The sequence below is a fragment of the Pseudomonas sp. 3MAES_34.3B genome, assembly GCF_058145875.1.
The window spans coordinates 741,382-766,317 of the sequence record NZ_CM176960.1; the positions used below are offsets into that span (position 1 = coordinate 741,382).

The window sequence follows — 24,936 nt, forward strand, 5'->3', positions numbered from 1 at the left end:
TTGTGAAATTGCGTGTGTAAGCCTGAACTTACAAAGCACGCATGATTTCTAACGCCAGCGTTTCGCTAACCGCACAACTAATGAAAACAAAGGACGTCCTCATGAAGAGAATGTTGGGTCTGGCCGCAGTAGCAGCCGTGGTTCTGGGGCATAGCCTGTCCGCTCAGGCAGCTGGTGTTTCGTTTTCTGTAGGCCAGACTGGCGAGTCCACCATGGTGTATCGCCTGGGTGTGCAGTCGGACTGGGACAAGTCCTGGTTCCAGACCAACGTCGGCCGCCTGACCGGCTACTGGGATGGCGCCTACACCTACTGGGAAGGTGATGAGCACTCCGGCAACAACAGCCTGTCGTTCGCGCCTGTATTCGTGTACGAGTTCGGCAACGGCTCGGTGAAGCCGTTCGTTGAAGCTGGCGTCGGTGTGTCGGTGTTCTCGCAAACCCAGATCGAAAACCACAAGCTGGGCTCGGCCTTCAACTTCGAAGACCGCCTGGGCCTTGGCGTTCGCTTCGCCGGTGGTCACGAGGTGAGCGTTCGCGCCATTCACTACTCCAACGCCGGCATCAAAGAGCCCAACGACGGTATCGAGGCGTACTCCCTCAACTACCGTATGCCTATCTGATTCACCCCATTATTCCCGCCGCGGCAGATTCTTGAATGCAGCAAGGGCGCGAGTTCGGCTTTCGCTCAAATCCACCAGCGGCGGTGGATAATCCAGTGACCCAAACAGGTCTCGCCCACGTGCGGGATTGTGAATATCCTTCGGGCCCAGGTGGCTGAGTTCAGGCACCCAGTGCTTGATAAACACGCCTTGAGCATCGAAGCGTGCCGATTGGCTCACTGGGTTGAACACCCGGAAATAGGGCACCGAATCCGTCCCGGTCGAAGCGCTCCACTGCCAACCCCCGTTATTGGCGGCCAGTTCGCCATCAATCAGGTGGCGCATGAAATGCTTCTCCCCCAGCCGCCAGTCGATCAGCAGGTTCTTGCTTAAAAACATGGCCGTGATCATGCGCAGTCGATTGTGCATCCAGCCTAGTGCCTTGAGCTGTCGCATCGCGGCATCAATGATCGGAATACCAGTGCGGCCCTCCTGCCAGGCGGCGAAATCCTCGGGCGCATTGCGCCACGGCAGCGCCTCGGTATGCGGGCGGAACGCGCGGTTGCGGGACACTCGCGGATACCCCGCCAGGATGTGTTTGTAGAATTCGCGCCACAGCAACTCGCCAATCCACGTAGTGGCGCCGACGCTACCGCTGTCCAGCTCCCCTTGATTGCTTACGAGCGCGGCGTGCAGGCACTGGCGCACTGAAATCACCCCAGCATTGAGGTAGGCGGACAGCTCGCTGGTTCCCGGCCGTGAAGGCAGGTCCCGGGCAACGTGATAGTCGTGGATGGCTTCATCGGTGAAAAGATCGAGGCGGCGGCGTGCTTCAGTGGCGCCAGCGGGCCAGTGTTGCCGAATGAGCTCGGCCGGCGCTTCAAAGCCCTTCACCCTCTCCGGTATTGCATCGCCTTTGATGTTCAAGGCTGGTTGTTTCCGGGGTGCGCCGCCGGGCGAAGGCATGCCCAGGCGAAGCTGCTCCAGGCACGCACGGCGGAACTGGCCGAACACCTGGTAGTAACCGCCCGTGCGGGTCATCACGGTGCCAGGGGCAAACAGGCTCTGGTCCAGATAACTGTTGAAGCTTACCCCACAGGCTTCCAGGCACTCGCGGGTGGCACGGTCCCGCTGCCGTTCGTTCACCCCATATTCTTCGTTGCAGTGAACGCCACTTACGTCGTGCTCCTGGCAAAGTGCCCGCAGGGTGTGCGGGACGTCTGCCCAGCGAGGCGCCTCGCGCACCAGCAAGGGAATATTGAGATCAGCCAGTTGTTGCTGCAGTGCGGTCAGCGAGCGGAGCCAGAAGTCCACCTTGCAATCGGCTTCGTCGTGCTCGGCCCATTGCCCGGGGCTGCAGATGAAAACTGCCAGGGTAGGGCCCCAGGTGCAGGCCGCAAGCAATGCAGGGTTGTCTTCGGTCCGCAGGTCGGTGCGCAGCCACACGAGCTGGCGCGGGGAAGGGTGAGGCATGGAAATCCTTGGATGAAGGCCTAGATCAGGCGGTTCTGGCGCAGGGCCGATTGCGCGGCTACCGGGTTACCGGCCAGCAGCAGCCGGGCGAGGTCTGTGCGCTCGCGCAAGGCTTCGCCGTGGATCACCGCCGCAGGGCCGGCCAACATGATCGGGCAGGGGCAGTTCGCCAATTGACGGGCCAGCGCATCCAGGTGCACCGGGCGGCTTGCATACAGCACCAGCCCCCGCGCAGAAAAGCGTTCCACGGCGAGCAACAGTTCGCTGGCCGGCAGGGACCAATCCAGCACTTCGACCGGGCAATCTGCACTGCTGGCAAGCCAGGCGGTCAGCCACAACTCCGGGTCGAACGGGATGTCGCTGTGCTTGACCAGCAACAGCGGCGGGCCCTGCAGCTGGCGATTATTGTGGTACAACCGAGTGCCCAGCTTGCTGCGCAACCAGCCATGAAAAAAGGCACGCTCCAGGTGTGCCCCGAACTGCTGCTGCCAACGTACGTGAAGGTCGCCAAGCAGTGGCAACAGCAGGCGTTCGCACACGGTTGAAGGCGGGTAAAGCGCCATGGCCTGGTTCACCTGATCATCGAGGCGACGCTCCGCCAGCTCGGCGATGGCCTGGGCCAGGCTTTCGCGCAGGGGCAACCAGTCGCTCAGCGCCGGCGCCTGTAACCGCTGTTCCGGCGCATCTAGCAGCGCTTTGACCTGGCTTACCGAAACCCCGCGGTTCAGCCAGGTAATGACCTTCTGAATGCGCTCCAGATGCTCGGGGGAATACAGCCGATGCCCCTTGGGGGTTCGCTGCGGCACGATCAAGCCATAGCGGCGCTCCCAGGCACGCAGGGTGACGGGGTTCACGCCGGTTCGGCGGGCGACTTCGCGAATGGGCAACCAACCCTGGGCGGCTGCGTTTTCTGGCAGTGGTTCGTCGAGCGGGTCATCGCCGTGGTGCGGTTCCGGAAGCGCGTTCATAGGTCAGATCGCATTGCGCAGGCTCAACTTTTCAGGGTGTGGTTGCAGGTAAACCTGCTCGGCAATATAGGGGTGCGGATGAAGCCGGAACAGATGCTTTAGCAGCGTGAGCGGTACCACCAGGGGAACGACACCTTCACGGTACTGATCGATCAGTGCTTGCACTTCCTGCCGGCCAGCGCCATCAAGTGATGTACGCAAGTAACCGGCGATATGCTGAAGCACGTTGGTATGCGTGCCTCGGGTTGCACACCGCCGCAGGGCCATCATCAACTGGCTGAAGTAGCGCCCCGCGATCTCGTCAACGTCAGTACGGCCCATGCTACCCAGCAAGTGCCCAAGGGCCTTGTACTGTTGAGGATGGTTCGCCATCAACTGGTACTTGTAACGGGCATGGAAGGCGAGCAGCCGGCCCTTGTTCAAACCCTGGGCGAGCAGGTATTGCCAATGAGCATAGGCGTATACCCGTACAAGAAAATTTTCCCGCAATACCGGATCGCACAGGCGGCCGTCTTCTTCCACGGGTAAATCGGGGCGCTTCGCGCAAAACGCCTGAGCGTAAAGGCCGCGCCCGCCTTCCGGTACCGGCACGCCGCTCTCTGCGTACACCTTTACGCGCTCCAGCCCACAGGAAGGGGACTTGTGCATGAAGATATAGCCGCAAATTTCTCCAAGGGTATCGGCCATCTGTTCGCCGTACCGGGCAAGCGGCTCGGTTACGTCCAGTTCGGAATGAACAGTGCCGACGGCCCTGGGTTCGGCAGCGCTGCCTACCAGGCGGATGGGTTCGCGAGGGGTGCCCAGCCCTACGGCAACCTCGGGGCAGACAGGGATGAAATCAACATACTCGCCGAGCACTTGGGTGCAGTAGCGCGACAGCTTGTGACCACCGTTGTAGCGGACTTCTTCGCCGAGCAGGCACGCGCTGATTCCAAGCTTGGGGCGAAAGCCCTCAGGCAAGTCTGGAAAATCAGTGGAGGTGGATCCCCGCATGGCACCCTCGAAATAAGTTATACAGGCTACTGACTTTGTACAGTAGCCTGATCATAGGTTCCCCGGGAAGGATGTCAATGAAAGGCGCCTTTCACATAGCAGTGGGCAAGGTTATTCAAGGTGCTCCAGCAAACGCCTGGCGGCCTCCTGCCCGCTGAGCCATGCGCCCTCCACCCGCCCGGAAAGGCACCAGTCGCCGCAGATATACAGGCCTAGGTCGGCATCGGCGAGCGCGCCCCATTCATGGCTGCTTGCTGGGCGTGCGTACAGCCACCGATGCGCCAACGAGAAACTCGGCGCCGGCACCGCACAGCCGATGAGCTCGGCAAATGCACCGTGCAGGTGCTCTACCACCGCTTCGCGACTCAAGTCGATGTGTTGCCGGCTCCACTCACTGGTGGCATGCAATACCCAGGTGTCTAGGTCGCTCTCACGGCCTGGTTTGCTGCGATCACGGGCCAGCCAGTCCAAGGGGCTGTCCTGCACGAAGCACCCCTGGAGCCGGGTGTCCAGAGGCGTGTCAAAGCCCAGCGCCACAGCCCAGGTGGGGTCCATTTTCACGCCCGCTGCAACGGCGGCCAGCTTGGGCGCCGCAGACAGCAGGGCCGCCGCCTGTGGCGCAGGAACCGCGCAGACCACATGGCTGAACGGCCCGTGGCTGGCGCCTTCTGCATCAAGCAAATGCCAGTAATGCTTGCCGCGGAAGACCTCGGTCACTCGGCAGCTGTAAACAGCAGGGAAGTCGTCGATCATCGCGCGGGTCAGGGCACTCATGCGCGGCACTCCCACCCAGCGAGTCTGCTCATCGGGCGACGGGCTCAACTGGCCGCCGCGGGATTGATACAGCGTAGGCGCCCATTCAGCTACGCAGCCCTGAGCCTGCCATTGTTGAAGCTGTGCAACGAAGCGCCGATCGCGCGCGGTGAAATACTGGGCGCCCATGTCCAGCGAGCCGGCATCGCTGCGCTTGCTCGCCATGCGCCCGCCCGGGCCTTTGCTTTTTTCGAAGAGGTGAACGCGCTGTCCGGCCGCCACCAGTGCCCCGGCCGCGGAAAGCCCGGCGATGCCAGCGCCGATGATTGCGATTGGTACGGTCATAGTGCCCTCTGTACTGGTTTCCGATTGCCAGGCTCTGCAGGTCAAAGCCTGTACAATCGCCAAAACGAGTATAAGTACTAGTCGATAGTCTTCTCTCTGGTCGTCCTATGGTTATTCTGAGATCAACCTGGGTAATTAGTGCCTTGCTCGAACAAAAATAGACCAGCTGCAGCTGGGGTAGGCCTCAAGGAGAAACGCGCCATGCATATCTTGCTGACCGGCGGTACCGGCTTGATCGGGTCCCGCCTGTGCCGCCATTGGGCTGGCCAAGGGCACCGCATCACAGTGTGGAGCCGCCATCCGGAGCGTGTTCCCCAACAGTGTGGGCCCGGCGTGAGGGGTGTGGGGGCGCTGGAAGAGCTGCGCAGCGAGCCGGTGGACGCAGTGATCAACCTCGCGGGCGCGCCCATTGCGCAGCGTCCCTGGACCCGCCACCGTCGCAGCGTATTGTGGGCCAGCCGCATCGCACTCACCGAGCAATTGCTGGCGTGGATTGATGTGCAGCCGCAGCGGCCCAACGTATTGATTTCAGGATCTGCGGTGGGATGGTATGGCGACGGTGGTGAGCGCCAGCTGGACGAGTTCTCGCCCCCTGTAAACGAAGATTTTGCCAGCCAGCTGTGCATCGCATGGGAAGAAACCGCCCAGCGCGCCGAAGCCCTGGGCTTGCGCGTGGTGCTGCTGCGTACAGGGTTGGTATTGAGCGCGGAGGGCGGCATGCTCGCTCACTTGCTCAAACCGTTCCGCCTTGGCCTCGGCGGGCCGGTAGGCAGCGGGCGCCAGTGGATGCCCTGGGTGCACATCGCCGACCAAATCGCGCTCATTGATTTTTTGTTGAACAACGAAGCGGCCAGCGGTCCTTATAATGCCTGCGCCCCACGGCCGGTGCGCAATCGGGAATTCGCGCGGCGGCTGGGCAAAGCCCTGCACCGCCCCGCTGTATTGCCTCTGCCGGCGGTAGTGCTGCGAGCCTGCCTTGGCGAGCTGTCCGGGTTACTGCTGGGCGGGCAACGGGCCAGGCCGTTGCGGCTGGAAGAAGCCGGTTTCACGTTTGCTTTCCATGATGTGCAAAGCGCGCTGGATGATCTGCTCCATCGCCCATGAACCAGGACCTTGCATGACCAATCACGCCTTGCTGCTTATCAACCTGGGCTCGCCCGACTCGCCGGATGTGGAAGCGGTGCGACGCTACCTCAACCAGTTTCTGATGGACCCCTACGTGATCGATATACCCTGGCCCCTGCGTCGGTTGCTGGTGTCGCTTATCCTGATCAAGCGGCCGGAACAGTCCGCGCACGCCTATGGGTCAATCTGGTGGGATCAGGGCTCGCCGCTGGTAGAGCTGACCCGTCGATTGCAGGCACAGGTGGCTACCCGCTGGGCGCACGGCCCGGTGGAAATCGCGATGCGCTACGGCCAGCCGTCAATCGATGGCATGCTCAGAAACCTGGCGCAGCGTGGCATCGAAACCGTAACCCTCGCACCGCTTTATCCGCAATTTGCCGACAGCACCATCACCACGGCCGTAGAGCGTGCCCGCGAAGTGGTGAAAGGGGAGGGCTTGAACCTCAAGCTCAAGGTGCTACCGCCGTTCTACGATCAGGCCAGTTACATCGAAGCCCTGGCGGCCAGCGCCCAGCCGTGGCTGGAGCATGATTTCGACCACCTGCTGCTCAGTTTCCATGGGCTACCGGAAAGCCATATCCGCAAGCTATTGCCCAAGGGCAGCAAGCACTCGTTGCGGGATGCCGACTGCTGCCGCAATGCATCGGCGGCCGAGCGGGCCGTGTGCTATCGCGGGCAGTGCATTCGCACCGCACAGGCCTTTGCTGAACGAATGGGCCTGCCCGACGACAAGTGGTCGGTGTCGTTCCAGTCCCGCCTGGGCAAGAACAAATGGATCGAGCCCTACACCGAAGCACGCCTTGACGCACTGGCGGCTAAAGGCGTCAAGCGGTTGCTGGTGATGTGCCCCGCGTTCGTGGCTGATTGCATCGAAACACTGGAGGAAATCGGCATACGTGGCGCGGAGCAGTTCCGCGAGGCGGGAGGTGAAGAGCTGGTATTGGTGCCGTGCCTGAACGACAACCCCCAGTGGGCCGATGCGCTTACCGCCCTGTGTGAAACCTTGGCGGTGTGACCCTGTTCCCCGGGCAGCCCCCGCAGCTGCCCGGTTGGTTTACACCACGCTCAATGGCGGCCTTACTGCCGTTTGGGCAGCAACAGGTTCAGGGCCATTGCCACCAGTGCGCACAGGGCGATGCCCTTGAGGCCGAAGTCGCTCGGGCCAGGGCCGGTGCCGATCAGCACACCGCCAATGCCGAACACCAGCGTGACCGACACGATCACCAGGTTGCGGGCCTCGCTCAGGTCCACCTGGTGGCGAATCAGCGTGTTCATGCCCACGGCAGCAATGGAACCGAACAGCAAGCACAGAATGCCGCCCATTACCGGCACCGGAATGCTTTCCAGCAGTGCGCCGAACTTACCCACAAATGCCAGGCTGATCGCAAAGACCGCCGCCCAGGTCATGATCTTGGGGTTGTAGTTCTTCGTCAGCATCACCGCGCCGGTAACTTCCGCATACGTGGTATTGGGTGGGCCGCCGAACAGGCCGGCCGCCGTAGTGGCAATACCGTCACCCAGCAAGGTGCGGTGCAGCCCCGGCGTGCGCAGGTAGTCACGGCCCGTCACGCTGCCTACTGCGATCACCCCGCCGATGTGCTCGATCGCTGGCGCCAGCGCGACCGGTACGATGAACAGAATCGCCTGCAGGTTGAATTCCGGCGCGGTGAAGTGAGGCAGGCCGAACCACGGCGCGGCCGCGATGCGCGCGGTATCCACCACACCGAACCAGAAGGCCAGCGCGAAGCCCACCAGTACACCGGCGATGATCGGCACCAGGCGGAAGATGCCTTTGCCGAAGACCGCCACCACCAAGGTGGTAAGCAAGGCCGGCATCGAAATCCACATTGCAGTGCCATAGGGGATCAGTTCGGTGCCATCGCCGGCCTTGCCCATCGCCATGTTCGCCGCGATCGGTGCCATGGCCAGGCCGATCGCGATGATCACCGGGCCGATCACCACGGGTGGCAACAGGCGGTCGATGAAGCCCGTGCCTTTGATCTTCACCGCCAGGCCAAGGAAGGTGTACACAAAGCCTGCAGCCATCACCCCACCCATGGTCGCGGCCAGGCCGAATTGCCCCTTGGCGAGAATGATCGGGGTAATGAAAGCAAAGCTCGACGCCAGGAACACGGGTACCTGGCGGCCGGTCACCATTTGGAACAGCAGGGTGCCCATGCCAGCGGTAAACAGTGCCACGTTAGGGTCCAGGCCTGTAATGAGCGGCATCAGCACCAGCGCGCCAAAGGCGACGAACAGCATCTGAGCGCCCGACAGCACCTGCCGCCATAGCGGATCGTTGAACTCGTCCTGCATGTTCAAGCGTCCTTTTGCTTGGTGCCGAAGATCTTGTCACCGGCATCGCCCAGGCCCGGAATGATGTAACCGTGCTCGTTCAGCTTCTGGTCGATCGAGGCGGTGTAGATCTGCACATCGGGGTGCGCTTTTTCCACAGCGGCGATGCCTTCAGGCGCAGCCACCAGCACCATGGCGCGGATATCCCGGCAACCTGCTTTCTTCAACAGGTCGATGGTGGCGACCATCGAACTGCCGGTGGCCAGCATCGGGTCGATGATCATCGCCAGGCGGGACTCGATACCGGTAACCAGTTTCTCGAGGTAGGTATGGGCTTGCAGTGTTTCCTCATTGCGTGCCACGCCCACTGCGCTCACCTTGGCGCCGGGGATCAGGCTGAGCACGCCGTCGAGCATGCCGATGCCGGCACGGAGGATTGGCACGACGGTGATTTTCTTGCCGGCGATCTTTTCAACCTGCACCGGGCCGCACCAGCCTTCGATTTCGTAGCTCTCCAAAGGCAGGTCCTTCGTGGCTTCATAGGTCAGCAGCGCGCCTACTTCCTGTGCGAGTTCGCGAAAATTCTTGGTGCTGATATCGGCACGGCGCATCAGGCCTAGCTTGTGGCGGATCAACGGATGGCGGATTTCGCGGATGGGCATAGGAAAACATCTCCGGGGGCAGACAGAAAAAATGCGCGGTAGATTAATCTATCCACAGCGCGATGTCTGGACGTTAGTCCAGAAACGCTTGATTCGTTCCGGCTGGATGCGTACCTTTGCCGCCTTTTACCTGGACCCCCCTGGAGAGCGCCATGTCCGCTGATCTCGAGCACATCCGTCAAGTCATGCGCGAGGCCGATTGCCTGTACACCGATGCCGAGGTGGAGGCTGCGATCGCCCGCGTCGGCGAGCAGATCTGCGCACAGCTGGCCGACCGCAACCCGGTCGTGTTCTGCGTGATGAACGGCGGTCTGATCTTCGCCGGCAAACTGCTCACGCACCTGAACTTCCCCCTGGAAGCCAGCTACCTGCATGCCACCCGCTACCGCAACGAAACCCGCGGGGGCGATCTGTTCTGGAAAGCCAAGCCGGAAATCTCGTTCATCGACCGCGACGTGTTGATCATCGACGACATCCTCGACGAAGGGCACACCCTGAGCGCGATCATGGACTTCTGCCGCCACGCCGGTGCCACGGCTGTCCACACCGCCGTATTGATCGACAAGCAGCACGACCGCAAAGCCAGCCCAGACCTGAAGGCCGACTTTGTCGGGCTGCCGTGCATCGACCGTTTCATCTTTGGTTATGGCATGGACTACAAGGGTTACTGGCGCAATGCGGCGGGCATCTACGCGGTGAAGGGCCTGTAAGCCTGACGCCCGCACGCCGCTGGCAAGTGATGGTGTTACAGTGGCAGGCCCGTTCTGGAGCCTGCCATGCGCCTTGCCCTCCCAGCCCTCATACTGCTTGCCTGCTCGCTGCCCCTCGCGGCGGCACCTCAGCACAGTCAATACCTTCCCCCCGATGAGCCAGGCTTGCGCGACGGCGATCCCGAGCAGCAGCAACTGCTTCAGGTCACCGAGTATTCATTGGTAGCGGGCAATCAGCGCCTGTCCAACCAGCAGCCCATCCCGGTAACCGCCCCTGTCACCCTCCGGCTCAAGGGCAAGCCCTTGAACAAGGGCGCCTCGCTGAACCAGGTGATCATCAGCTTCGATGCCGAGAGCAAAAGCCTCAAGCGGCCTGTGTTCGATGAAGAGAACACTACCCTTACCCTGACGTACCCGCTCAATCAGTACCGCGTGCTGATGGACATGCTGCGCAACGATCAGGTGTACGTGCAGTTTCTCACCTACCCCAACGGGCATGTGTGGGCGGATGTGCATACGGGGAGCGTGAAGGCGCGTTGAGTGGTGGCAAGCCCGCGGAGTAGACTGGCGCCCCTCGGGTTATCCACAAGGTGAACAGGCAATGCGTAAAGACAAGAAGCAGGTGATTGGCGACGAGATCGGTGATGAGCAGATCAAGTTGTTCCTCGGTGTAGAGCCTGCCGACGATACCCCGCCTTCGTTGCACAAGCTGGTGAAAGCCTACCGCGGGCTGCGCGTCGATGACTTCGAGCGGTTTGTGGGCTTTTTCGTGGAAGCCGGTTACGACCTGCACGCCCGGGATGCCAATGGCCAGGATTTCGTGGCGCAGATCGCCGACCAGCGCAACGCGCAGGAATACATCGAGATCATTCAGAAAGCCGCCAACGCCTGAACAAGCGTGGGGTCAGCCTGCACCGCCCGGCTTGAAGCCCGGGCGGTACGGCTAGGTCATGCGGCGATCAGGCGTAGCGCTCGCCGCTCGCCGTACTGGCCGACACCAGTTCCAGCTTCGCGTTGTTGTGGTCGAACACTTCGCGATACAGCTCGGCGTTGCTGGCGAGTTCCTTTTCCCGAGCCGGGAAAATTTCCTTGAGCTTTGTAGTCCAGGCTTCGGAACGGTACTGCTCCGGGAAGCAGCGCTCGATCAACTCCAGCATGATCGATACCGTGACCGAGGCGCCAGGCGAAGCACCCAGCAATGCGGCCAGTGAGCCATCCTTCGCCGAAACCAGTTCGGTGCCGAACTGCAGCACGCCGCCTTTTTTCGGGTCTTTCTTGATGATCTGTACCCGCTGGCCCGCGACCTCAAGCCGCCAGTCCTCGGCACGCGCTTCAGGATAGAAGCGGCGCAGGGATTCCAGACGCTGCTCCATCGACTGCATCACTTCGCTTACCAGGTAGCGGGTAAGGTCCATGTTGTCGCGGGCGACGGCCAGCATCGGGCCGATGTTGCCCATGCGCACCGACAGGGGCAGGTCCATCAACGAGCCGTGCTTCAGGAACTTAGTGGTGAAGCCCGCATAAGGCCCGAACAGCAGCGACTTCTTGCCATCCACTACACGCGTATCGAGGTGGGGAACCGACATCGGCGGCGAACCCACCGCGGCCTGGCTGTACACCTTGGCCTGATGGCGGTTGACGATCTCCGGGTTATCGCAGCGCAACCACTGACCGCTCACCGGGAAGCCGCCAAAGCCCTTGCTTTCCTCGATGCCCGACAACTGCAACAGAGGCAGCGCGGCGCCGCCGGCACCCAGGAACACGAAGCGGGCGTCGATCTGGCGCGTGTGGCCGCTGTGTACATCCTTCACGTCCACCGTCCAGCCACCATTGCGACGGCTCAGGCCGGTGACCTTCTTGGAATACTTCACCTGAGCATCGGCGGAGTTGGCCAGGTGCCCCAGCAGCAAGTTGGTCAGGGCGCCGAAGTTTACGTCGGTGCCCTTGGCCACGCGGGTAGCCGCCAGCCGCTCGGTAGCGGGGCGACCATCCATCATCAATGGCATCCACTCCACCAGCTTGGCGTGGTCTTCGGTGTATTCCATTTCGGCGAAGGCGTGGTGCGGCTTCAGGCTCTCGAAGCGCTTCTTCAGGAATGGAATGCCGCTTTCCGCGACATAGCTAAGGTGCGGGACCGGGCTGATGAACGCCCGGGGAGCGCTGATCGCACCCTTGCCGGCGAGGTAGGCCCAGAACTGCTTGGACACCTCGAACTGGGTGTTGATCTGCACCGCTTTCTTGATGTCGATCGAGCCATCTGCGGCCTGCGGGGTGTAATTGAGCTCACAGAGCCCCGCATGCCCGGTGCCGGCGTTGTTCCAGGGGTTGGAACTCTCGGCCGCGCCCGAGTCCATTGCCTCGACCACTTCCAGCCGGAGCGTGGGGTCGAGCTCCTTGAGCAATACCGCCAAGGTAGCACTCATGATGCCGGCCCCGACCAGGACCACGTCGACTGCTTCGTTCTGCGCCATTAACGCATCTCCAAAATCTTCTGCATCAAATAGACAGCCAGGCACCCCGGTTGCTCCGCTGCGGCCGCCAATTGGCAAAAGCAGGGGCATGAAGGCGACGCCATGGCCGATTTTTCTGCGCTCGCGCCGACGCATACCTGCCGACGATGGTAGCTCCATGAACGCACGGGTGCGGCTCAGGGGCAATAGACCAATGGTCGAGGTTGCGACGACGGGAGAGGATCACCGGTAAGTACTACCCCGGTACGAGGACTGGAACGGGAACGTTAAGGCTTTGCTTGCTGACGCACTGTTATTCATTCTTTTGCTCGCCACACTCTCGTGAAGTTGTGAAAACCGTTGTTTTTCACGCTCTTTTGGAGTCGTAAACCTCAAAGCGAGGTTCGCCGCGAAGCCAGATTGGCGAAGCCCCGGAGCCGGGCGACGGGGTGCAGGCACACCGCGCCGCTGGCCTGGTGGAGGCCTCTCCGTCGGCGCGGCCAGGGCACGACACGGTAGGTCGGCAAGGCTGCAGGGCCCGATCAGGAGACGTCCTTATAATCGGGGCCAGATTATAGCGGCCTAACTGGGAAAAAAGCGCCTGGAACCGGCAATTCTTGCGCGATGTCCGAACAACATTCGCCCAGGGCGGCTTTTATGAAGTGTTTGATCAGGCGCGCTGCATGCTGGGTGAGTAGCTATTGGGGTTCCGTTATACTGCCGCTTCGTCTTTATTTCTGGAGAACACGAATGTTGCCACGCCTGTTGTTCGGTTTGATCGCCGCGTCCGCTCTGGCGCTGGCTGGCTGTGCCAACAGCCCTCAGCAACTCAACCCGCAACCCAAGCTCACCGAGCAACTGGCCCCGGTAGGGCAGGGGCAGGCTGTGGTGGTGCGGGTGGTGGACGGCCGTCCTTCGCCCACGCTGGGCACCCGGGGTGGGCTGTATCCGGAAACCAGCGCGGTGTCGGTCAATGGCGCCGATGTGTTGCCCAAGCTCCAGGCTCAGGCCGAAGCGGCCGTACGCCTGCTGGGCTTCACGCCTAACGCCAGTGCCTACAATGCACCGCAGCTGACCGTGACCCTGGCGGACCTGAAGTACCAGTCGCCCAAGGACAACATGTACGTCACCGAGGCGACCATCAGCGCAACCTTCCGCGCCGACGTGCAAAACGCCAGTGGCCGCTATACCGGTCGCTACAGCGCCTCACTGAATCAGCGCTTCGGCATGGCGCCGAACCAGGAAACCAATACCAAGCTGGTGAGCGACGTGCTCAGCGATGCCCTGACCCGCCTGTTCAAGGACCCGACCATCGGCCAGAAGCTGTCGCAGTAAGCGGTAGCGTTCCCCCTGTAGGAAGCGGCGAGTTGGTTCTACAAAGCCGCAGACGGATGCGGGCATCAAGCCGCTTCGATGTGCCAATCCAGCATGCTGATCCCGGTGGCCGGGTCAATATCCGGCCAGTGGGCGTGCTGGTGCCCACCCAGCGCGCAATACACCAGCCAGCCCTGATCCTGAACGTTGACGGCCAGCCCGTCGATCAGGGCTTCCTGTTCGTCGCTCGGAGTGATGAGGTAAAGGCGATCCTGATTGTTCGCGTGCAGCATGAGGGCTCCGTCGAGCTGTGCGGGGGAATGTGGGCGCACAGCCTGACGTAGCGGTATGACGGGGTGATGACAGGTCAGGCGTCGAGCGGCAGGCCGGCCTTCACGCGGTACTGGTTGCGCACGGGGCAGGCGTACTGGGCGACCAGCCATGGCCGGTGCTCGGCAGGGCAGGCTTCCAACCGGCGCTGCCATTCAGCACGTGCCTTTTCCAGCTCCTCTCCCGCGAACAGGCTGGCAGCAGTTGGCACGGCCAGGGCTGGATCGGCGCCTTCCCATTGCGCATAGGCGAGATAATGCACGGGGAACAGGCGGTAGCCCGCCAGCACGCAGCGGTCGATTTCAGTCGCCAGCTGCCTCGCATCCGCGAAGAGCTCGGTGATGGGTGCAGAGAAATTGATGTGCACGCGGCCCTTGTAGCCGGTAATTCCCATCGCGATGCTGACGTCATCCTCGCCCGGTGCCTTTACGTAGCCACCGGTGGTTGCGCGGATATACAGCTCCCGCGCCTTGGCCAGGTCGCACGGGTCATATTCGTAGCTGATCGACACGGGTGTAAGGTTGAGCGAGCGAACCACGTCCGCAAACGGCTCGTCCTTGCGGCTCATGTGGAACATCTTCAGGATGGCCGAATCCGTACGGTCATCACCATCCTTCGCGCGGCCCTCGGCCTGGGCGATCCACACGGATTGGCAATCGGTGCGGATGGAATGGTTGATATACGCTGACAGCAGCTGATAAGCCGCGAGCTTTTCACGGCGCCCACTGATCGAGCGGTGCACGATGAAGCTCTTGTTCAGGCGCATGAGGTCGCTGACAAACGGCTTTTGCAGCAGGTTGTCACCGATGGCGATGCGCGGCGTGGGCAACCCGGCGTGGTACACCGCATAGTTGACGAAGGCTGGGTCCATCACGATGTCGCGGTGGTTGGCCAGCAACAGGTAGGCGCTGCCGCGCTTGAGCTGCTCGACCCCGGTATAGGTCACGCCATCGGTAGCGCGCTCGATGGTGTGATCGACATACACCTCCACCTTGTCCTGCAAGGCGGCAACGCTCTCGATACCGGCGAACTCGTTGCGCAACTTGCGAGCGATCAGCGGTCGCAGTGCCCACCCGAGCGACCCCGCGAAGCGCGGGAAGCGAAAACGGGTAAGGATGTCGAGAAAGGCCGGGTCCGCCAGCAGGCGTTTGAGAACGGCCTTCACCTCGGAATCATCGTAGGGCCGGATGGTATCGAATTCGCCCATATGCTCTCTTGTTGGAAACGGCTAGGGTTATAAACAGACGCTGCATTATACGCATAACTTGCAGAGGTGGCCCGATGCTGGAAACCGAGCGTTATCAATGCCCTTGCTGCGGGGAGCCGGTAGAAGCCGTGCTCGACCTGTCCGGTGGCGACCAACACTATATCGAGGACTGCCCCGCATGCTGCCGGCCGCTGAACTTCAGCGTTTACACCGACGGCGTGGACTGGTCGCTCGAAGTACACGGCGAGAATGAATGATGCGGCGGATCTACGAACCTGAAAGCCTGCTGGAGGCGGAGATGCTGTTGAGCATGCTCGCCAGTGAGGGTATAGACGCCTATCTGAGCGGCCGCCATCTGGTGGGGGGTGTAGGTGAGTTGCCCGCCCTTGGGCTGTTGGCACTGTTGGTCGAGGACCCGCAGGCCGAGCAGGCACGAGCGCTGATCGGTGCGTACAATGCAGCCCTCGTGCTACCGGCTGAAGAGCCGGACAGTTACCCGGGTAGTTTGTTGTGCTGAGCCGGAGTTATCCATGTGTGGTCGTTATGCGTTGTTTCGTTGGGGCTCGGCCTTTGCCGCGTTGCCAGGCTTTCCTTCGGAACAAAGGGCGCAGTGGAATATTTCGCCCGGCCAGCGGGTGCTGATCGAGCGCCAGGGCGATGCCGGTCGAGTGCTTGCCACCGCACGCTGGGGCCTTACGCCGCCATGGCTTACCGACATGTCTCGCACGCCTAACCATGCCCGGGCGGAAACGCTCACCGAACAGCCGATGTTTCGTGAGGCCTTCGCGGCACGCCGTTGCCTGATCCCCGCCAATGGCTTTTACGAGTGGCGCGGCGATGTGCGCAAGCGGCCCTACTGGCTTACACCCGCGCAGGGTTCGTTCCTGTATTTCGCAGCCATCTGGGAAGCTTTCCCGGTGCAGGAACAGGTGTGGCTAAGTATGGCCATTGTGACTCAGGCGGCTGCCAACCAGCGCAGGCCGTTGATCCTCGATGCCGCGGGCCAGGCGGCCTGGCTCGACCTTGATACGCCGTTGCCCCTGCTTCACTCGCTATTGGCCCAGCCGCCCGCAGCCCTGATGGAGCGGCCACTGGCCAACCTGGTGAACGACCCTGCGCTCAATGCGCCTGAATGCCTTACGCCCGCTTGATCGTGTCAGGGTTGATACATAGCTGATAGCATTGCTCGCCTGCAACAATCACAGGGGAGCCTTCGATGCGCCATCCGATCGGCAAGCCATACGGCAAGCCATTAGCTACCTTGGCCCTGAGCAGCAGTTTGTTGCTCACCGCCTGCCAGGCCGTCAATACCACCAGCGGCGATGCCGTGGGTGTAGAGCGCAAGCAGTACATGTTCAGCATGCTGTCCACGGCGCAGGTCAACCAGATGTACGCCCAGTCGTACCAGCAAACGCTGAGCGAAGCGTCCAGCAAAGGTGTACTGGAAAAGGGCAGCGCCGAAGCGAAGCGGGTGCAGGCCATCGCTGACCGGTTGATCGCCCAGGCGCCGAAGCTGCGGCCGGATTCGGCCCAGTGGAGCTGGGAAGTGAACGTGATCAAAAGCGACGAGCTGAACGCCAACTGCGGCCCGGGCGGCAAGATCATCGTATACACCGGGATCATCGACACGCTGAAGCTTACCGATGATGAGCTGGCGGCAGTGATGGGCCATGAAATTGCCCATGCCCTTCGCGAGCATGGCCGCGAAGCCATGTCCAAGGCCTACGGGATCGAAATGGCCAGGACCGGCGCAGGTGCCTTGCTGGGCCTGGGCCAGGACAGCCTGGCGCTGGCCGACACCGTGGTGCAATACAGCCTCACCTTGCCCAACAGCCGCGCCAATGAAAACGAAGCGGACCTGCTGGGCCTCGAACTGGCCGCCAGGGCAGGCTTCGATCCAAACGCGGCCATTTCGCTATGGAAGAAGATGACCGCAGCCGAGGCGGGGAGCGCACCGCCGGAATTCACCAGCACCCACCCCTCCAGCGCCAACCGTATCGCGGCCCTGGAAGCGGCCATCCCCAAGGTACAGCCGCTGTACCAGGCAGCGAAGAAGGGCTAAGCCCAGTAAGTGGCGGGGCGGCTTAGCCCACCCAGCCACTCACCTTCATGGCCTCGTACACAGCGAAGGCCGCCAGCACGAAGAACGACAGCGCCGCCAGGCGGCGAATCAGGGTAAGGGGCAGCTTGTCGGCGGCGAAGTTGCCCGCCAGTACCACCGGCACGTTCGCCGCCAGCATGCCCAGGGTGGTGCCCACGATAACCAGCAGCAAGTGAGGATACTGGGCGGCCAGCATGACTGTGGCTACTTGGGTCTTGTCGCCGATTTCCGCGATAAAGAACGCGATAAGCGTGGTCACGAACGCCCCATGGGCCTTGCCGGTGCGGGTTTCGTCGTCATCGATCTTGTCGGGTACCAGCGTCCAGAGCGCCGTGGCCGTGAAGCTGGCCGCGAGAATCCAGTGCAGCATGGTTTCGGAAAGGTAACTGCTGACCAGGGCACCTACCGCACCGGCAGCGGCATGGTTGGCAAGGGTGGCGGCAACGATACCGGCGATGATTGGCCAGGGTTTGCGGAAACGTGCGGCGAGGATAAGCGCCAGCAGTTGGGTCTTGTCACCGATTTCGGCGAGTGCCACTACACCGGTGGGGACAAGCAGGGATTCGAGCATCAGGCTTCCTACAGGGGCGGGTCAACACGGCTATGACACGTACTACCTTCCCGCCCCGGGTGAGGTGAACGTGTCATAGGTCTTGTCAAACCGGCCGGTGCCGCAGGTGGGCACGGGGGTCGCAGCGCCATGGCCTGAGGGCCAAGTATGTTGACGCATGCCTGTGAGCTGAGCTCGCGGAGACTACTCCCCTAGGACGGAGCGGATTCTGCCTACGCTGGCCGGCAAGCGCAAGCGCGGAATCACCGTATTGCGTGGTAAACCTTGAACCCGTCGCCTTCGGCCAAGATGGTGCACTCGCGCAAGTGGGCCTCGATCAACGGCTGGTAACGCAAGAAACTGTTGGCCACAAGCCGGATTTCGCCACCGGACGACAAATGCCGGGCCGCGCGTTGCAACAAGGCCTCGCTGGCGCGGTAGTCGGTGTGCACACCGGTATGGAAGGGCGGGTTGCTGATGATCGCGCTCAGCCCTGACGGGGCGGCGTCGATACCGTCCGCGCAGATCAGCTGCCCCTCAAGGCCATTGGCGGCCAGGGTCAGGCGGGCACTCTCGATGGCAAAGGCGTCCACGTCCAGCAGCGTGACCGTCGCCTGTGGGTAGCGGCGCTTGAGCACGGCGCCGAGCACGCCAGCGCCACACCCGAAGTCCAGCAGGTGCGCAGGGTTGAGCCCCTCCAGATGGCCAAGCAGCAGGCGTGTGCCGCGGTCGAGCCGACCATGGCTGAACACCCCGGGCAGGCTGACCACTTCCAGTGGGCGCGCGCCTTCCACGTCCAGGCTGAAGCGCTGGCCAAGGCTGTGCAGGTCTGGCTTGGCGGGCGCGTGCTCGATATCCACCTGCCACAGCTGGCAATGGCGGGCGCTGTCCAGTTTGCGGGCCCGGCCAAATGTGCTGAGCTGCCGTGCGGCACCCTCGATACCACCGCGTTTTTCGCCCACCAGGAACAGGCTACGGCCGTGCAGCCCGCTGGCCAGCGCCTCGAGGGCGTAAGCGGCCAGGTCCCGGGCCTTGGGCAAGAACAGCACCGCTGCCTCGAAGTTACCATCGGGCGGGGCCACACCGAAGCTCATCCGGTCACTGTGGCGTGCTGCCAAGGCGGTGTGATCGGCGGCGTTCCAGCTCCAGCCACAGGCGTTCGGCAACTCACCTAGCAGCCCATCGGCAGGCAAACCGGCCAACAATAACCGGCCCTCGAACAGATGGGCCTGGCGAAGCAACACTTCACTGCGCGGGTCCATGGCGAACTCCTGGCAAAAAACGCGGAGTTTACCAGACCCGTCGGTTTAGCCGACTACCCGCAGGGGTTGGCCGGCAAAGTAACCAAGTGCGTTTTCGCTCATCTGCCCGATGATCCGCTGGCGAGCCTCACGGCTGCCCCACGCGCTGTGAGGTGTAACGATCAACCGTGGTATGTCCTGTGCCAGCAACGGGTTGCCCTGTACCGGCGGCTCCACCGTAAGCACATCAGTGGCAGCACCGCCCAGGTGGCCGCTGCGTAATGCCTCGGCCAGTGCTTCCTCGTTCACGATACCCCCGCGTGCCGTGTTCACCAGCAGCGCGCCTCGCTTGAGCAGGGCAAGCTGCGGCGCGCCGATCAGGTTACGGGTGTGTTCAGTGAGCGGGCAATGCAGGGTGAGGGCATCCACCTGGGGCAGCAGCTCCTCCAGTGGCAACCGGCCAGGCTGCTCGGGGCGGCCTGGCAACTGCCCGAGCAGCACGCGCATGCCGAACGCCTCCGCAAGGCGCGCTACGGCACTGCCCAGCTCACCGTGGCCCAGCAATCCCAGGGTTTTGCCCTCCAGCTCCATGATCGGATAATCGAGCAGGCAAAACTGCGCTGAGCGCTGCCAGCGCCCCTCGGCCACGGCCCGCTGGTAATCCGCCAGCCGCGTGGCCAAGGCGAGCAGCAGCATGATCGTGTGCTGGGCCACTGAGGGTGTGCCGTAGCCTTGGCAGTTGCACACTGTGATACCGCGCTGGGCCGCAGCGGCCAGGTCCACGTTGTTGGTGCCAGTGGCCGATACCAGAATCAGCTTAAGATTCGCGCATTGGGCTATCACTGCGGCGTCGATCACAACCTTGTTGGTAATGGCCACCTCCGCCAGCGCCAACCGCCTGGCCACTTCATCCGGGGCGGTGCGCTCATGCAGTTCCAGGCTCTCGAAGGCGTCGCGCAGGGGCGTTGCGTCCAGGTCGCCCAGGTCCAGTGAGCTGTAATCCAGAAAAACGGCGCGGCGGGATGTGGTCATGTGGCCCTCTTGTTCGCGGTCAACTGTATCTGTCGGGGTAGCATTCGAAGGGGTAAGGTACCTGCTGTACCGGTTTGTTACATCTCTTAGAGGTTGGATATGTATTGGAGTGAGTTTCTGGCGGTGGCGGCCATTCACCTGTTGGCGGTGGCGAGCCCCGGCCCGGACTTCGCCGTGGTGGTGCGTGAAAGCGTCACCCATGGGCGCCGTGCGGGTACCTGGACAGCCTTGGGCGTGGGCTCGGCGATCTTCCTTCACGTGGGGTATTCGTTGCTGGGTATCGGGCTGATCGTTTCGCAGTCGATCATGCTGTTCAACGTGCTGAAATGGCTGGCCGCGGCGTACCTGCTGTACATCGGCTTCAAGGCGTTGCGGGCCAAGCCAGCCAGCGAAAGCCCCAATGACCTGCACAGAAAACAGCAAGTACGTTCGCCACGGGATGCCTATGTGGCCGGCTTCATGACCAATGGGCTGAACCCCAAGGCCACGCTGTTCTTCCTGTCGCTGTTCACGGTGGTGATCAACCCGCATACGCCCCTGCTTGTGCAGGCCGGCTACGGGGTTTACCTGGCCATCGCAACGGCAGTGTGGTTCTGCCTGGTTGCCAAGCTGTTCAGCAACGAGCGGGTACGCGCCGGCTTCGCCCGCATCGGCCACTGGTTCGACCGTGCCATGGGCGCGGTGCTGATCGCCCTGGGGGTGAAGATTGCCTTCACTCAGATGAAGTAAGCCCCTTCGCGGCGCCGGTTCTGCAAAGCGAACCGGCAGGCCGCGAGCTTGCTGCTAGGCTTCTTGCTGGCCACTCCGCTTGCCAAGAAGGAACCCGATGATGCAGACCCGGATCATTCCCCCCGCTTCAGGCGCCTACGCGTTCCCCTTGCTGATCAAGCGCTTGTTGATGTCGGGCAGCCGCTACGAACAGGCTCGAGAAATCGTGTACCGCGACCAGCTGCGCTACAGCTACAAAACCTTGAACGAGCGCATCGCGCGGCTGGCCAATGTGCTCACGAACGCAGGCGTGAAGCCCGGCGATACCGTGGCCGTGATGGATTGGGACAGCCACCGCTACCTGGAGTGCATGTTCGCCATCCCCATGATCGGGGCCGTGGTGCATACCATCAACGTACGGCTGTCCCCCGAACAGATCCTCTACACCATGAACCATGCCGAGGATCGCTACGTGCTGGTGAACGCGGACTTCGCACCGCTTTATCAAGCCTTGGCGGGGCAGTTGACCACCGTTGCGCATACCGTGCTGCTGACCGATACCCCCGAACAGCAGCCGGAACTTCCCGCATCGTTGGGCGAATACGAAACACTGCTCGCTGCGGCCAGCCCTGTGTATGACTTCCCCGACTTCGACGAAAACTCGGTTGCCACCACCTTCTACACCACCGGTACAACGGGTAACCCCAAGGGCGTTTACTTCACCCACCGGCAGTTGGTACTGCACACGCTGTCGATGTCCACCTTGCTGGGCAGCGTGGATTGCGTGCGGCTGATGGGCACCGATGATGTGTACATGCCTATCACCCCGATGTTCCATGTGCACGCCTGGGGGGTTCCTTATGTGGCGACCATGCTCGGCATCAAGCAGGTGTACCCGGGGCGGTATGAGCCGGACATGCTGGTGCGGCTGTGGGAAACGGAAAAGGTAACCTTTTCCCACTGCGTGCCCACCATCCTGCAGATGCTGCTCAACTGTGAGCGTGGCCGGGAGAAGGATTTTGCCGGTTGGCGCATCATCATCGGTGGCAGCGCGCTGAACCGCGCGCTGTATGACGCCGCCTTGGCCCGGGGCATCCAGCTGACCGCGGCCTACGGCATGTCAGAAACCTGCCCGATGATTTCCTGTGCCTATTTCGACCAGGAACTGATGGCCGCCGACGACGACGCGCGGGCCAACTTCCGGCTCAAGGCGGGCGTGCCCGTTCCCTTGGTCGAAGCCGCGGTGGTGGACAGCCAAGGCGCCTTTTTGCCTGCCGACGGCGAAAGCCAGGGCGAACTGGTGCTCCGGGCGCCCTGGTTGAGCATGGGCTACCTGAACGAACCGGAGCGCGGCGCGGAGCTGTGGGAAGGGGGCTGGCTGCATACCGGGGACGTTGCCACCCTGGACCATCACGGCATCATCGATATCCGCGACCGCATCAAGGACGTGATCAAGACCGGTGGCGAGTGGATTTCTTCCCTTGAGCTCGAAGCGCTCATTGCCCTGCACCCCGGGGTGCGAGAGGTGGCGGTGGTGGGCATGCCGGATGCGCAGTGGGGGGAGCGCCCCTTCGCGCTTCTGGTAGCGCGGGCTGACCATTCACAGGGCAGCCCCGGCCTGGCGGCCGACCTGAAAGGCCACCTGTTGCCGTTCGTCACCCAGGGGCATATCAACAAATGGGCGATTCCCGGCCACTTGGCAGTGGTCGCGGAAATTCCCAAAACCAGCGTCGGTAAACTCGACAAGAAGCGTATCCGCGCTGACATCAAGCAATGGCAGCAAGACGGCGCCGTGGCCATTATTCCGCTCTAGCCGTCACCTCTCCGATGCCCGCCCCAGAGCGCTTCAGCGCACAGGCGGGCTTGCGTATTGCACCGTTTGCGCCATGCTTGGAAGCGCCGCTACCTGCTGCGCGACACGCCGGTTGCCACCCATTTCGCCATCACTGGTAAATATTGTGATACATCACCGCAAGAGCACCCTCGCTGGGCTGGCTATAGTCGACTTCGGGCCATGCCCTTGCGATTCGATGAACCGGTCGCTGCTGCCTGGCTTTGAGGCCGTGTGTCATGCGCACGGCCGCCAGCGCTCACGCGTTTGGCCGCTCCCAATAACAAGAATGTAAATGGAGTAGTGTCGATGAACCCGATCCGTTCCCTCTGGCAACGGGGCAGGCTGCCACTGGCTGTCAGCCTTGCCTCTACCTTCGCCACCCCGGTGCTTGCGGTAAGTTTCAACATTGGTGAAATCGAAGGCCAGTTCGATTCGTCGCTGTCCATTGGCTCGAGCTGGTCCACGGCCAGCCCGAACAAGAACCTCATCGGCGTGAATAACGGCGGCCATGGCTTGTCGCAAACTTCGGACGATGGCCACTTGAACTTCAAGCGCGGCGAAACCTTCTCGAAGATTTTCAAGGGCATCCACGACCTGGAACTCAAGTACGGCGACACTGGGGTGTTCCTGCGTGGCAAGTACTGGTACGACTTCGAACTGAAGGACGAGGATCGGCGCTTCAAGGACATCAGCGATTCGGGCCGCAAGGAGGGCGCGAAGTCCTCCGGGGCCCAGCTGCTGGATGCGTTCATCTACCACAATTACAGTATTGGCGACTTGCCAGGCAGCGTGCGCTTCGGCAAACAGGTCGTTAACTGGGGCGAGAGCACCTTCATCGGCAACTCCATCAACAGCATCAACCCGGTGGATGTGTCCGCCTTCCGCCGGCCGGGTTCCGAAATCAAGGAAGGCCTGATCCCGGTCAACATGTTCTACCTGTCCCAGAACCTTACCGACAACCTTTCTGCCGAAGGCTTTTACCAGCTGGAGTGGGACCAGACCGTGGTCGACAACTGCGGCACGTTCTTCTCCCAGCCTGATGTAATCGCCGACGGTTGCAACAACAACCTGGCGGTGTTGCGCACCAGCAGCGGGCTCAGTGGCGCACTGGCCGGCAGGGGCCTGCCAGCCGCAGCACGGTCGGCCATACTGAACAGCTTGAGCAACCAAGGAGTAACCTTCAGCAACGAAGGTGTAGTGGTAAGCCGGGACCCCGATCGCGATGCGCGCGACAGCGGCCAGTTCGGCGTGGCGATGCATTACAACTTCGAACCGCTGGACACCGAATTCGGCGCCTACTACATGAATTACCACAGCCGCTTGCCTGTGTTCAGTGGCCGCGGCGGATCGGCCAGTGCCTACAGTCGCACCAACCTGTTGGGCTCATTGACCAACTCGGGTATTCCCGGGGCAGTTGCTGACCAGCTGGTTTCAACATTACTGCCCGTGGTGGCGGCGGGCAACGGCAGTTATTACGTGGAGTATCCCGAGGACATCCACCTCTATGGCCTCAGCTTCTCTACCACGTTACCCACCGGCACTACCTGGAGCGGCGAACTGAGTTACCGGCCGAACGCACCAGTACAGATCAACACCACGGACATCCTCTATTCGGGGCTGTCGCCGCTCAACCCCAACGTTTCACAGCTGCAGGGCTCGCCAGGCACCGACCAGCCCGGCTACCGGCGCAAGGAGATCACCCAGTTCCAGACCACCTTCACCCACTTCTTCGACCAAGTGATGTGGGCCGACCGGCTTACGGTGGTAGGGGAGGTGGGTTGGACCCATGTGGGCGGCCTGGAAAGTACCTCCAAGTTGCGCTATGGCCGCGACCCCAGCTATGGCCCTGGGCCGCTGCCCAACGGGCAATGCCAAGCGCTCAATGCCAGCACCCTGGCGGGCGCCGCGCAGAACAACGTGAGCCGCTATTGCGAGAACGACGGTTTCACCACCACCGATTCCTGGGGCTACCGCATGCGGGCTATCTGGGACTTCAACAACGCCATCGCCGGGGTAAACCTCAAGCCCAGCGTGGCCTGGTCCCATGACGTGGACGGTTACTCGCCCGGCCCGGGTGGCAACTTCGAGGAAGGCCGCAAGGCCATCAGCATTGGCGTCGATGCGGACTACCTCAATACCTACACGGCCAGCCTGTACTACACCAACTTCTTCGACGGCAAGTACAGCACCGTGGATGACCGTGACTTCGTGGCCATGAGCTTCGGCGTGAATTTCTGACCGGGACA

Annotated in this window: 26 protein-coding genes and 1 riboswitch; of the genes, 14 read left to right on the forward strand and 12 right to left on the reverse strand. The window is 62.2% G+C overall.

Features of this window, described 5'->3' with window-relative positions; translation table 11 throughout:
* Window positions 1-101: 101 nt before the first annotated feature.
* Entirely contained in the window at window positions 102-620 is a 519-nt protein-coding gene (locus AC3Z8Y_RS03260) for an acyloxyacyl hydrolase (protein WP_490088435.1), read from the forward strand.
* Window positions 621-629: 9 nt separating this feature from the next.
* Here the strand turns inward: AC3Z8Y_RS03260 and phrB are convergent, their stop codons facing one another.
* From phrB to AC3Z8Y_RS03280, 4 genes are all read right to left on the reverse strand, one after another.
* Complete coding sequence (phrB, locus tag AC3Z8Y_RS03265) at window positions 630-2,072, reverse strand: deoxyribodipyrimidine photo-lyase (protein WP_490088436.1); 1,443 nt, start codon at window positions 2,070-2,072, stop codon at window positions 630-632.
* A gap of 20 nt (window positions 2,073-2,092) precedes the next feature.
* The gene (locus tag AC3Z8Y_RS03270; protein WP_490088437.1) at window positions 2,093-3,040 is read right to left on the reverse strand and encodes a MerR family transcriptional regulator; all 948 of its coding nucleotides are present in this window, start codon (window positions 3,038-3,040) and stop codon (window positions 2,093-2,095) included.
* A gap of 3 nt (window positions 3,041-3,043) precedes the next feature.
* Window positions 3,044-4,033: a YbgA family protein gene (locus AC3Z8Y_RS03275; RefSeq protein ID WP_490088438.1), complete on the reverse strand. Its 990-nt coding sequence runs from the start codon at window positions 4,031-4,033 to the stop codon at window positions 3,044-3,046.
* A gap of 111 nt (window positions 4,034-4,144) precedes the next feature.
* Window positions 4,145-5,131 carry an NAD(P)/FAD-dependent oxidoreductase gene (locus AC3Z8Y_RS03280; protein WP_490088439.1) on the reverse strand — a complete coding sequence of 329 codons (987 nt, stop codon included), beginning with the start codon at window positions 5,129-5,131 and terminating at the stop codon, window positions 4,145-4,147.
* Window positions 5,132-5,332: 201 nt separating this feature from the next.
* Between AC3Z8Y_RS03280 and AC3Z8Y_RS03285 the strand changes: the two genes are divergently transcribed.
* Both AC3Z8Y_RS03285 and hemH read left to right on the forward strand, forming a co-directional pair.
* Entirely contained in the window at window positions 5,333-6,235 is a 903-nt protein-coding gene (locus AC3Z8Y_RS03285; RefSeq protein WP_490088440.1) for a TIGR01777 family oxidoreductase, read from the forward strand.
* A gap of 13 nt (window positions 6,236-6,248) precedes the next feature.
* Window positions 6,249-7,271, forward strand: coding sequence for a ferrochelatase (hemH, locus tag AC3Z8Y_RS03290; protein WP_490088441.1), 1,023 nt, complete (start codon window positions 6,249-6,251; stop codon window positions 7,269-7,271).
* A 62-nt stretch (window positions 7,272-7,333) separates the two neighbouring features.
* On the opposite strand, the gene AC3Z8Y_RS03295 is transcribed toward hemH, so the two are convergent.
* Window positions 7,334-8,572 carry a uracil-xanthine permease family protein gene (locus AC3Z8Y_RS03295; RefSeq protein WP_490088442.1) on the reverse strand — a complete coding sequence of 413 codons (1,239 nt, stop codon included), beginning with the start codon at window positions 8,570-8,572 and terminating at the stop codon, window positions 7,334-7,336.
* Window positions 8,573-8,574: 2 nt separating this feature from the next.
* The gene (gene upp / locus AC3Z8Y_RS03300) at window positions 8,575-9,213 is read right to left on the reverse strand and encodes a uracil phosphoribosyltransferase (RefSeq protein WP_181117017.1); all 639 of its coding nucleotides are present in this window, start codon (window positions 9,211-9,213) and stop codon (window positions 8,575-8,577) included.
* 152 nt (window positions 9,214-9,365) lie between these two features.
* Here upp and AC3Z8Y_RS03305 point away from each other — a divergent pair, with 152 nt between their 5' ends.
* The 3 genes from AC3Z8Y_RS03305 to AC3Z8Y_RS03315 all read left to right on the forward strand — a co-directional run bounded on the left by AC3Z8Y_RS03305 (window position 9,366) and on the right by AC3Z8Y_RS03315 (window position 10,815).
* On the forward strand, window positions 9,366-9,923 hold the full coding sequence (locus AC3Z8Y_RS03305; protein WP_490088443.1) for a hypoxanthine-guanine phosphoribosyltransferase: 558 nt from the start codon (window positions 9,366-9,368) through the stop codon (window positions 9,921-9,923).
* Window positions 9,924-9,989: 66 nt separating this feature from the next.
* Window positions 9,990-10,463 (forward strand): hypothetical protein, encoded by a 474-nt coding sequence (locus AC3Z8Y_RS03310; protein ID WP_490088444.1) that lies wholly within the window; start codon window positions 9,990-9,992, stop codon window positions 10,461-10,463.
* 61 nt (window positions 10,464-10,524) lie between these two features.
* Window positions 10,525-10,815 carry a PA4642 family protein gene (locus AC3Z8Y_RS03315; RefSeq protein ID WP_181121759.1) on the forward strand — a complete coding sequence of 97 codons (291 nt, stop codon included), beginning with the start codon at window positions 10,525-10,527 and terminating at the stop codon, window positions 10,813-10,815.
* Between the two features lie 67 nt (window positions 10,816-10,882).
* Here AC3Z8Y_RS03315 and mqo read toward each other — a convergent pair whose 3' ends face one another.
* The gene (gene mqo / locus AC3Z8Y_RS03320) at window positions 10,883-12,394 is read right to left on the reverse strand and encodes a malate dehydrogenase (quinone) (RefSeq protein ID WP_490088445.1); all 1,512 of its coding nucleotides are present in this window, start codon (window positions 12,392-12,394) and stop codon (window positions 10,883-10,885) included.
* 729 nt (window positions 12,395-13,123) lie between these two features.
* Here mqo and AC3Z8Y_RS03325 point away from each other — a divergent pair.
* Window positions 13,124-13,708, forward strand: a complete 585-nt coding sequence (locus tag AC3Z8Y_RS03325) for a YajG family lipoprotein (RefSeq protein WP_490088446.1) — start codon at window positions 13,124-13,126, stop codon at window positions 13,706-13,708.
* Window positions 13,709-13,773: 65 nt separating this feature from the next.
* Here AC3Z8Y_RS03325 and AC3Z8Y_RS03330 read toward each other — a convergent pair whose 3' ends face one another.
* Window positions 13,774-13,980, reverse strand: a complete 207-nt coding sequence (locus AC3Z8Y_RS03330; protein ID WP_490088447.1) for a hypothetical protein — start codon at window positions 13,978-13,980, stop codon at window positions 13,774-13,776.
* 74 nt (window positions 13,981-14,054) lie between these two features.
* A complete protein-coding gene (locus AC3Z8Y_RS03335; protein WP_490088448.1) occupies window positions 14,055-15,224 on the reverse strand; it encodes a 1-acyl-sn-glycerol-3-phosphate acyltransferase in 1,170 nt (389 codons plus the stop codon).
* A gap of 74 nt (window positions 15,225-15,298) precedes the next feature.
* Between AC3Z8Y_RS03335 and AC3Z8Y_RS03340 the strand changes: the two genes are divergently transcribed.
* From AC3Z8Y_RS03340 to AC3Z8Y_RS03355, 4 genes are all read left to right on the forward strand, one after another.
* Entirely contained in the window at window positions 15,299-15,481 is a 183-nt protein-coding gene (locus AC3Z8Y_RS03340; protein ID WP_490088449.1) for a CPXCG motif-containing cysteine-rich protein, read from the forward strand.
* A complete protein-coding gene (locus AC3Z8Y_RS03345; protein WP_181117188.1) occupies window positions 15,481-15,741 on the forward strand; it encodes a putative signal transducing protein in 261 nt (86 codons plus the stop codon). Before AC3Z8Y_RS03340 ends, AC3Z8Y_RS03345 begins: the two co-directional genes overlap by 1 nt.
* A 13-nt stretch (window positions 15,742-15,754) precedes the next feature.
* The gene (locus AC3Z8Y_RS03350; protein ID WP_490088450.1) at window positions 15,755-16,375 is read left to right on the forward strand and encodes an SOS response-associated peptidase; all 621 of its coding nucleotides are present in this window, start codon (window positions 15,755-15,757) and stop codon (window positions 16,373-16,375) included.
* Between the two features lie 65 nt (window positions 16,376-16,440).
* A complete protein-coding gene (locus AC3Z8Y_RS03355; protein WP_490088451.1) occupies window positions 16,441-17,286 on the forward strand; it encodes a M48 family metallopeptidase in 846 nt (281 codons plus the stop codon).
* A gap of 22 nt (window positions 17,287-17,308) precedes the next feature.
* Here the strand turns inward: AC3Z8Y_RS03355 and AC3Z8Y_RS03360 are convergent, their stop codons facing one another.
* The 3 genes from AC3Z8Y_RS03360 to AC3Z8Y_RS03370 all read right to left on the reverse strand — a co-directional run bounded on the left by AC3Z8Y_RS03360 (window position 17,309) and on the right by AC3Z8Y_RS03370 (window position 20,148).
* Window positions 17,309-17,896, reverse strand: coding sequence for a TMEM165/GDT1 family protein (locus AC3Z8Y_RS03360; RefSeq protein WP_490088452.1), 588 nt, complete (start codon window positions 17,894-17,896; stop codon window positions 17,309-17,311).
* A 99-nt stretch (window positions 17,897-17,995) separates the two neighbouring features.
* Window positions 17,996-18,101: riboswitch (yybP-ykoY riboswitch) on the reverse strand.
* Window positions 18,102-18,138: 37 nt separating this feature from the next.
* Window positions 18,139-19,137: a methyltransferase gene (locus tag AC3Z8Y_RS03365; protein ID WP_490088453.1), complete on the reverse strand. Its 999-nt coding sequence runs from the start codon at window positions 19,135-19,137 to the stop codon at window positions 18,139-18,141.
* A gap of 45 nt (window positions 19,138-19,182) precedes the next feature.
* The gene (locus AC3Z8Y_RS03370; RefSeq protein ID WP_490088454.1) at window positions 19,183-20,148 is read right to left on the reverse strand and encodes a 2-hydroxyacid dehydrogenase; all 966 of its coding nucleotides are present in this window, start codon (window positions 20,146-20,148) and stop codon (window positions 19,183-19,185) included.
* A gap of 99 nt (window positions 20,149-20,247) precedes the next feature.
* Between AC3Z8Y_RS03370 and AC3Z8Y_RS03375 the strand changes: the two genes are divergently transcribed.
* The 3 genes from AC3Z8Y_RS03375 to AC3Z8Y_RS03385 all read left to right on the forward strand — a co-directional run bounded on the left by AC3Z8Y_RS03375 (window position 20,248) and on the right by AC3Z8Y_RS03385 (window position 24,928).
* The gene (locus AC3Z8Y_RS03375; RefSeq protein ID WP_490088455.1) at window positions 20,248-20,877 is read left to right on the forward strand and encodes a LysE family translocator; all 630 of its coding nucleotides are present in this window, start codon (window positions 20,248-20,250) and stop codon (window positions 20,875-20,877) included.
* A gap of 97 nt (window positions 20,878-20,974) precedes the next feature.
* Window positions 20,975-22,669, forward strand: a complete 1,695-nt coding sequence (locus AC3Z8Y_RS03380) for a fatty acid--CoA ligase (protein WP_490088456.1) — start codon at window positions 20,975-20,977, stop codon at window positions 22,667-22,669.
* A gap of 327 nt (window positions 22,670-22,996) precedes the next feature.
* Window positions 22,997-24,928, forward strand: coding sequence for a DUF1302 domain-containing protein (locus AC3Z8Y_RS03385; RefSeq protein WP_490088457.1), 1,932 nt, complete (start codon window positions 22,997-22,999; stop codon window positions 24,926-24,928).
* Window positions 24,929-24,936: the final 8 nt, after the last annotated feature.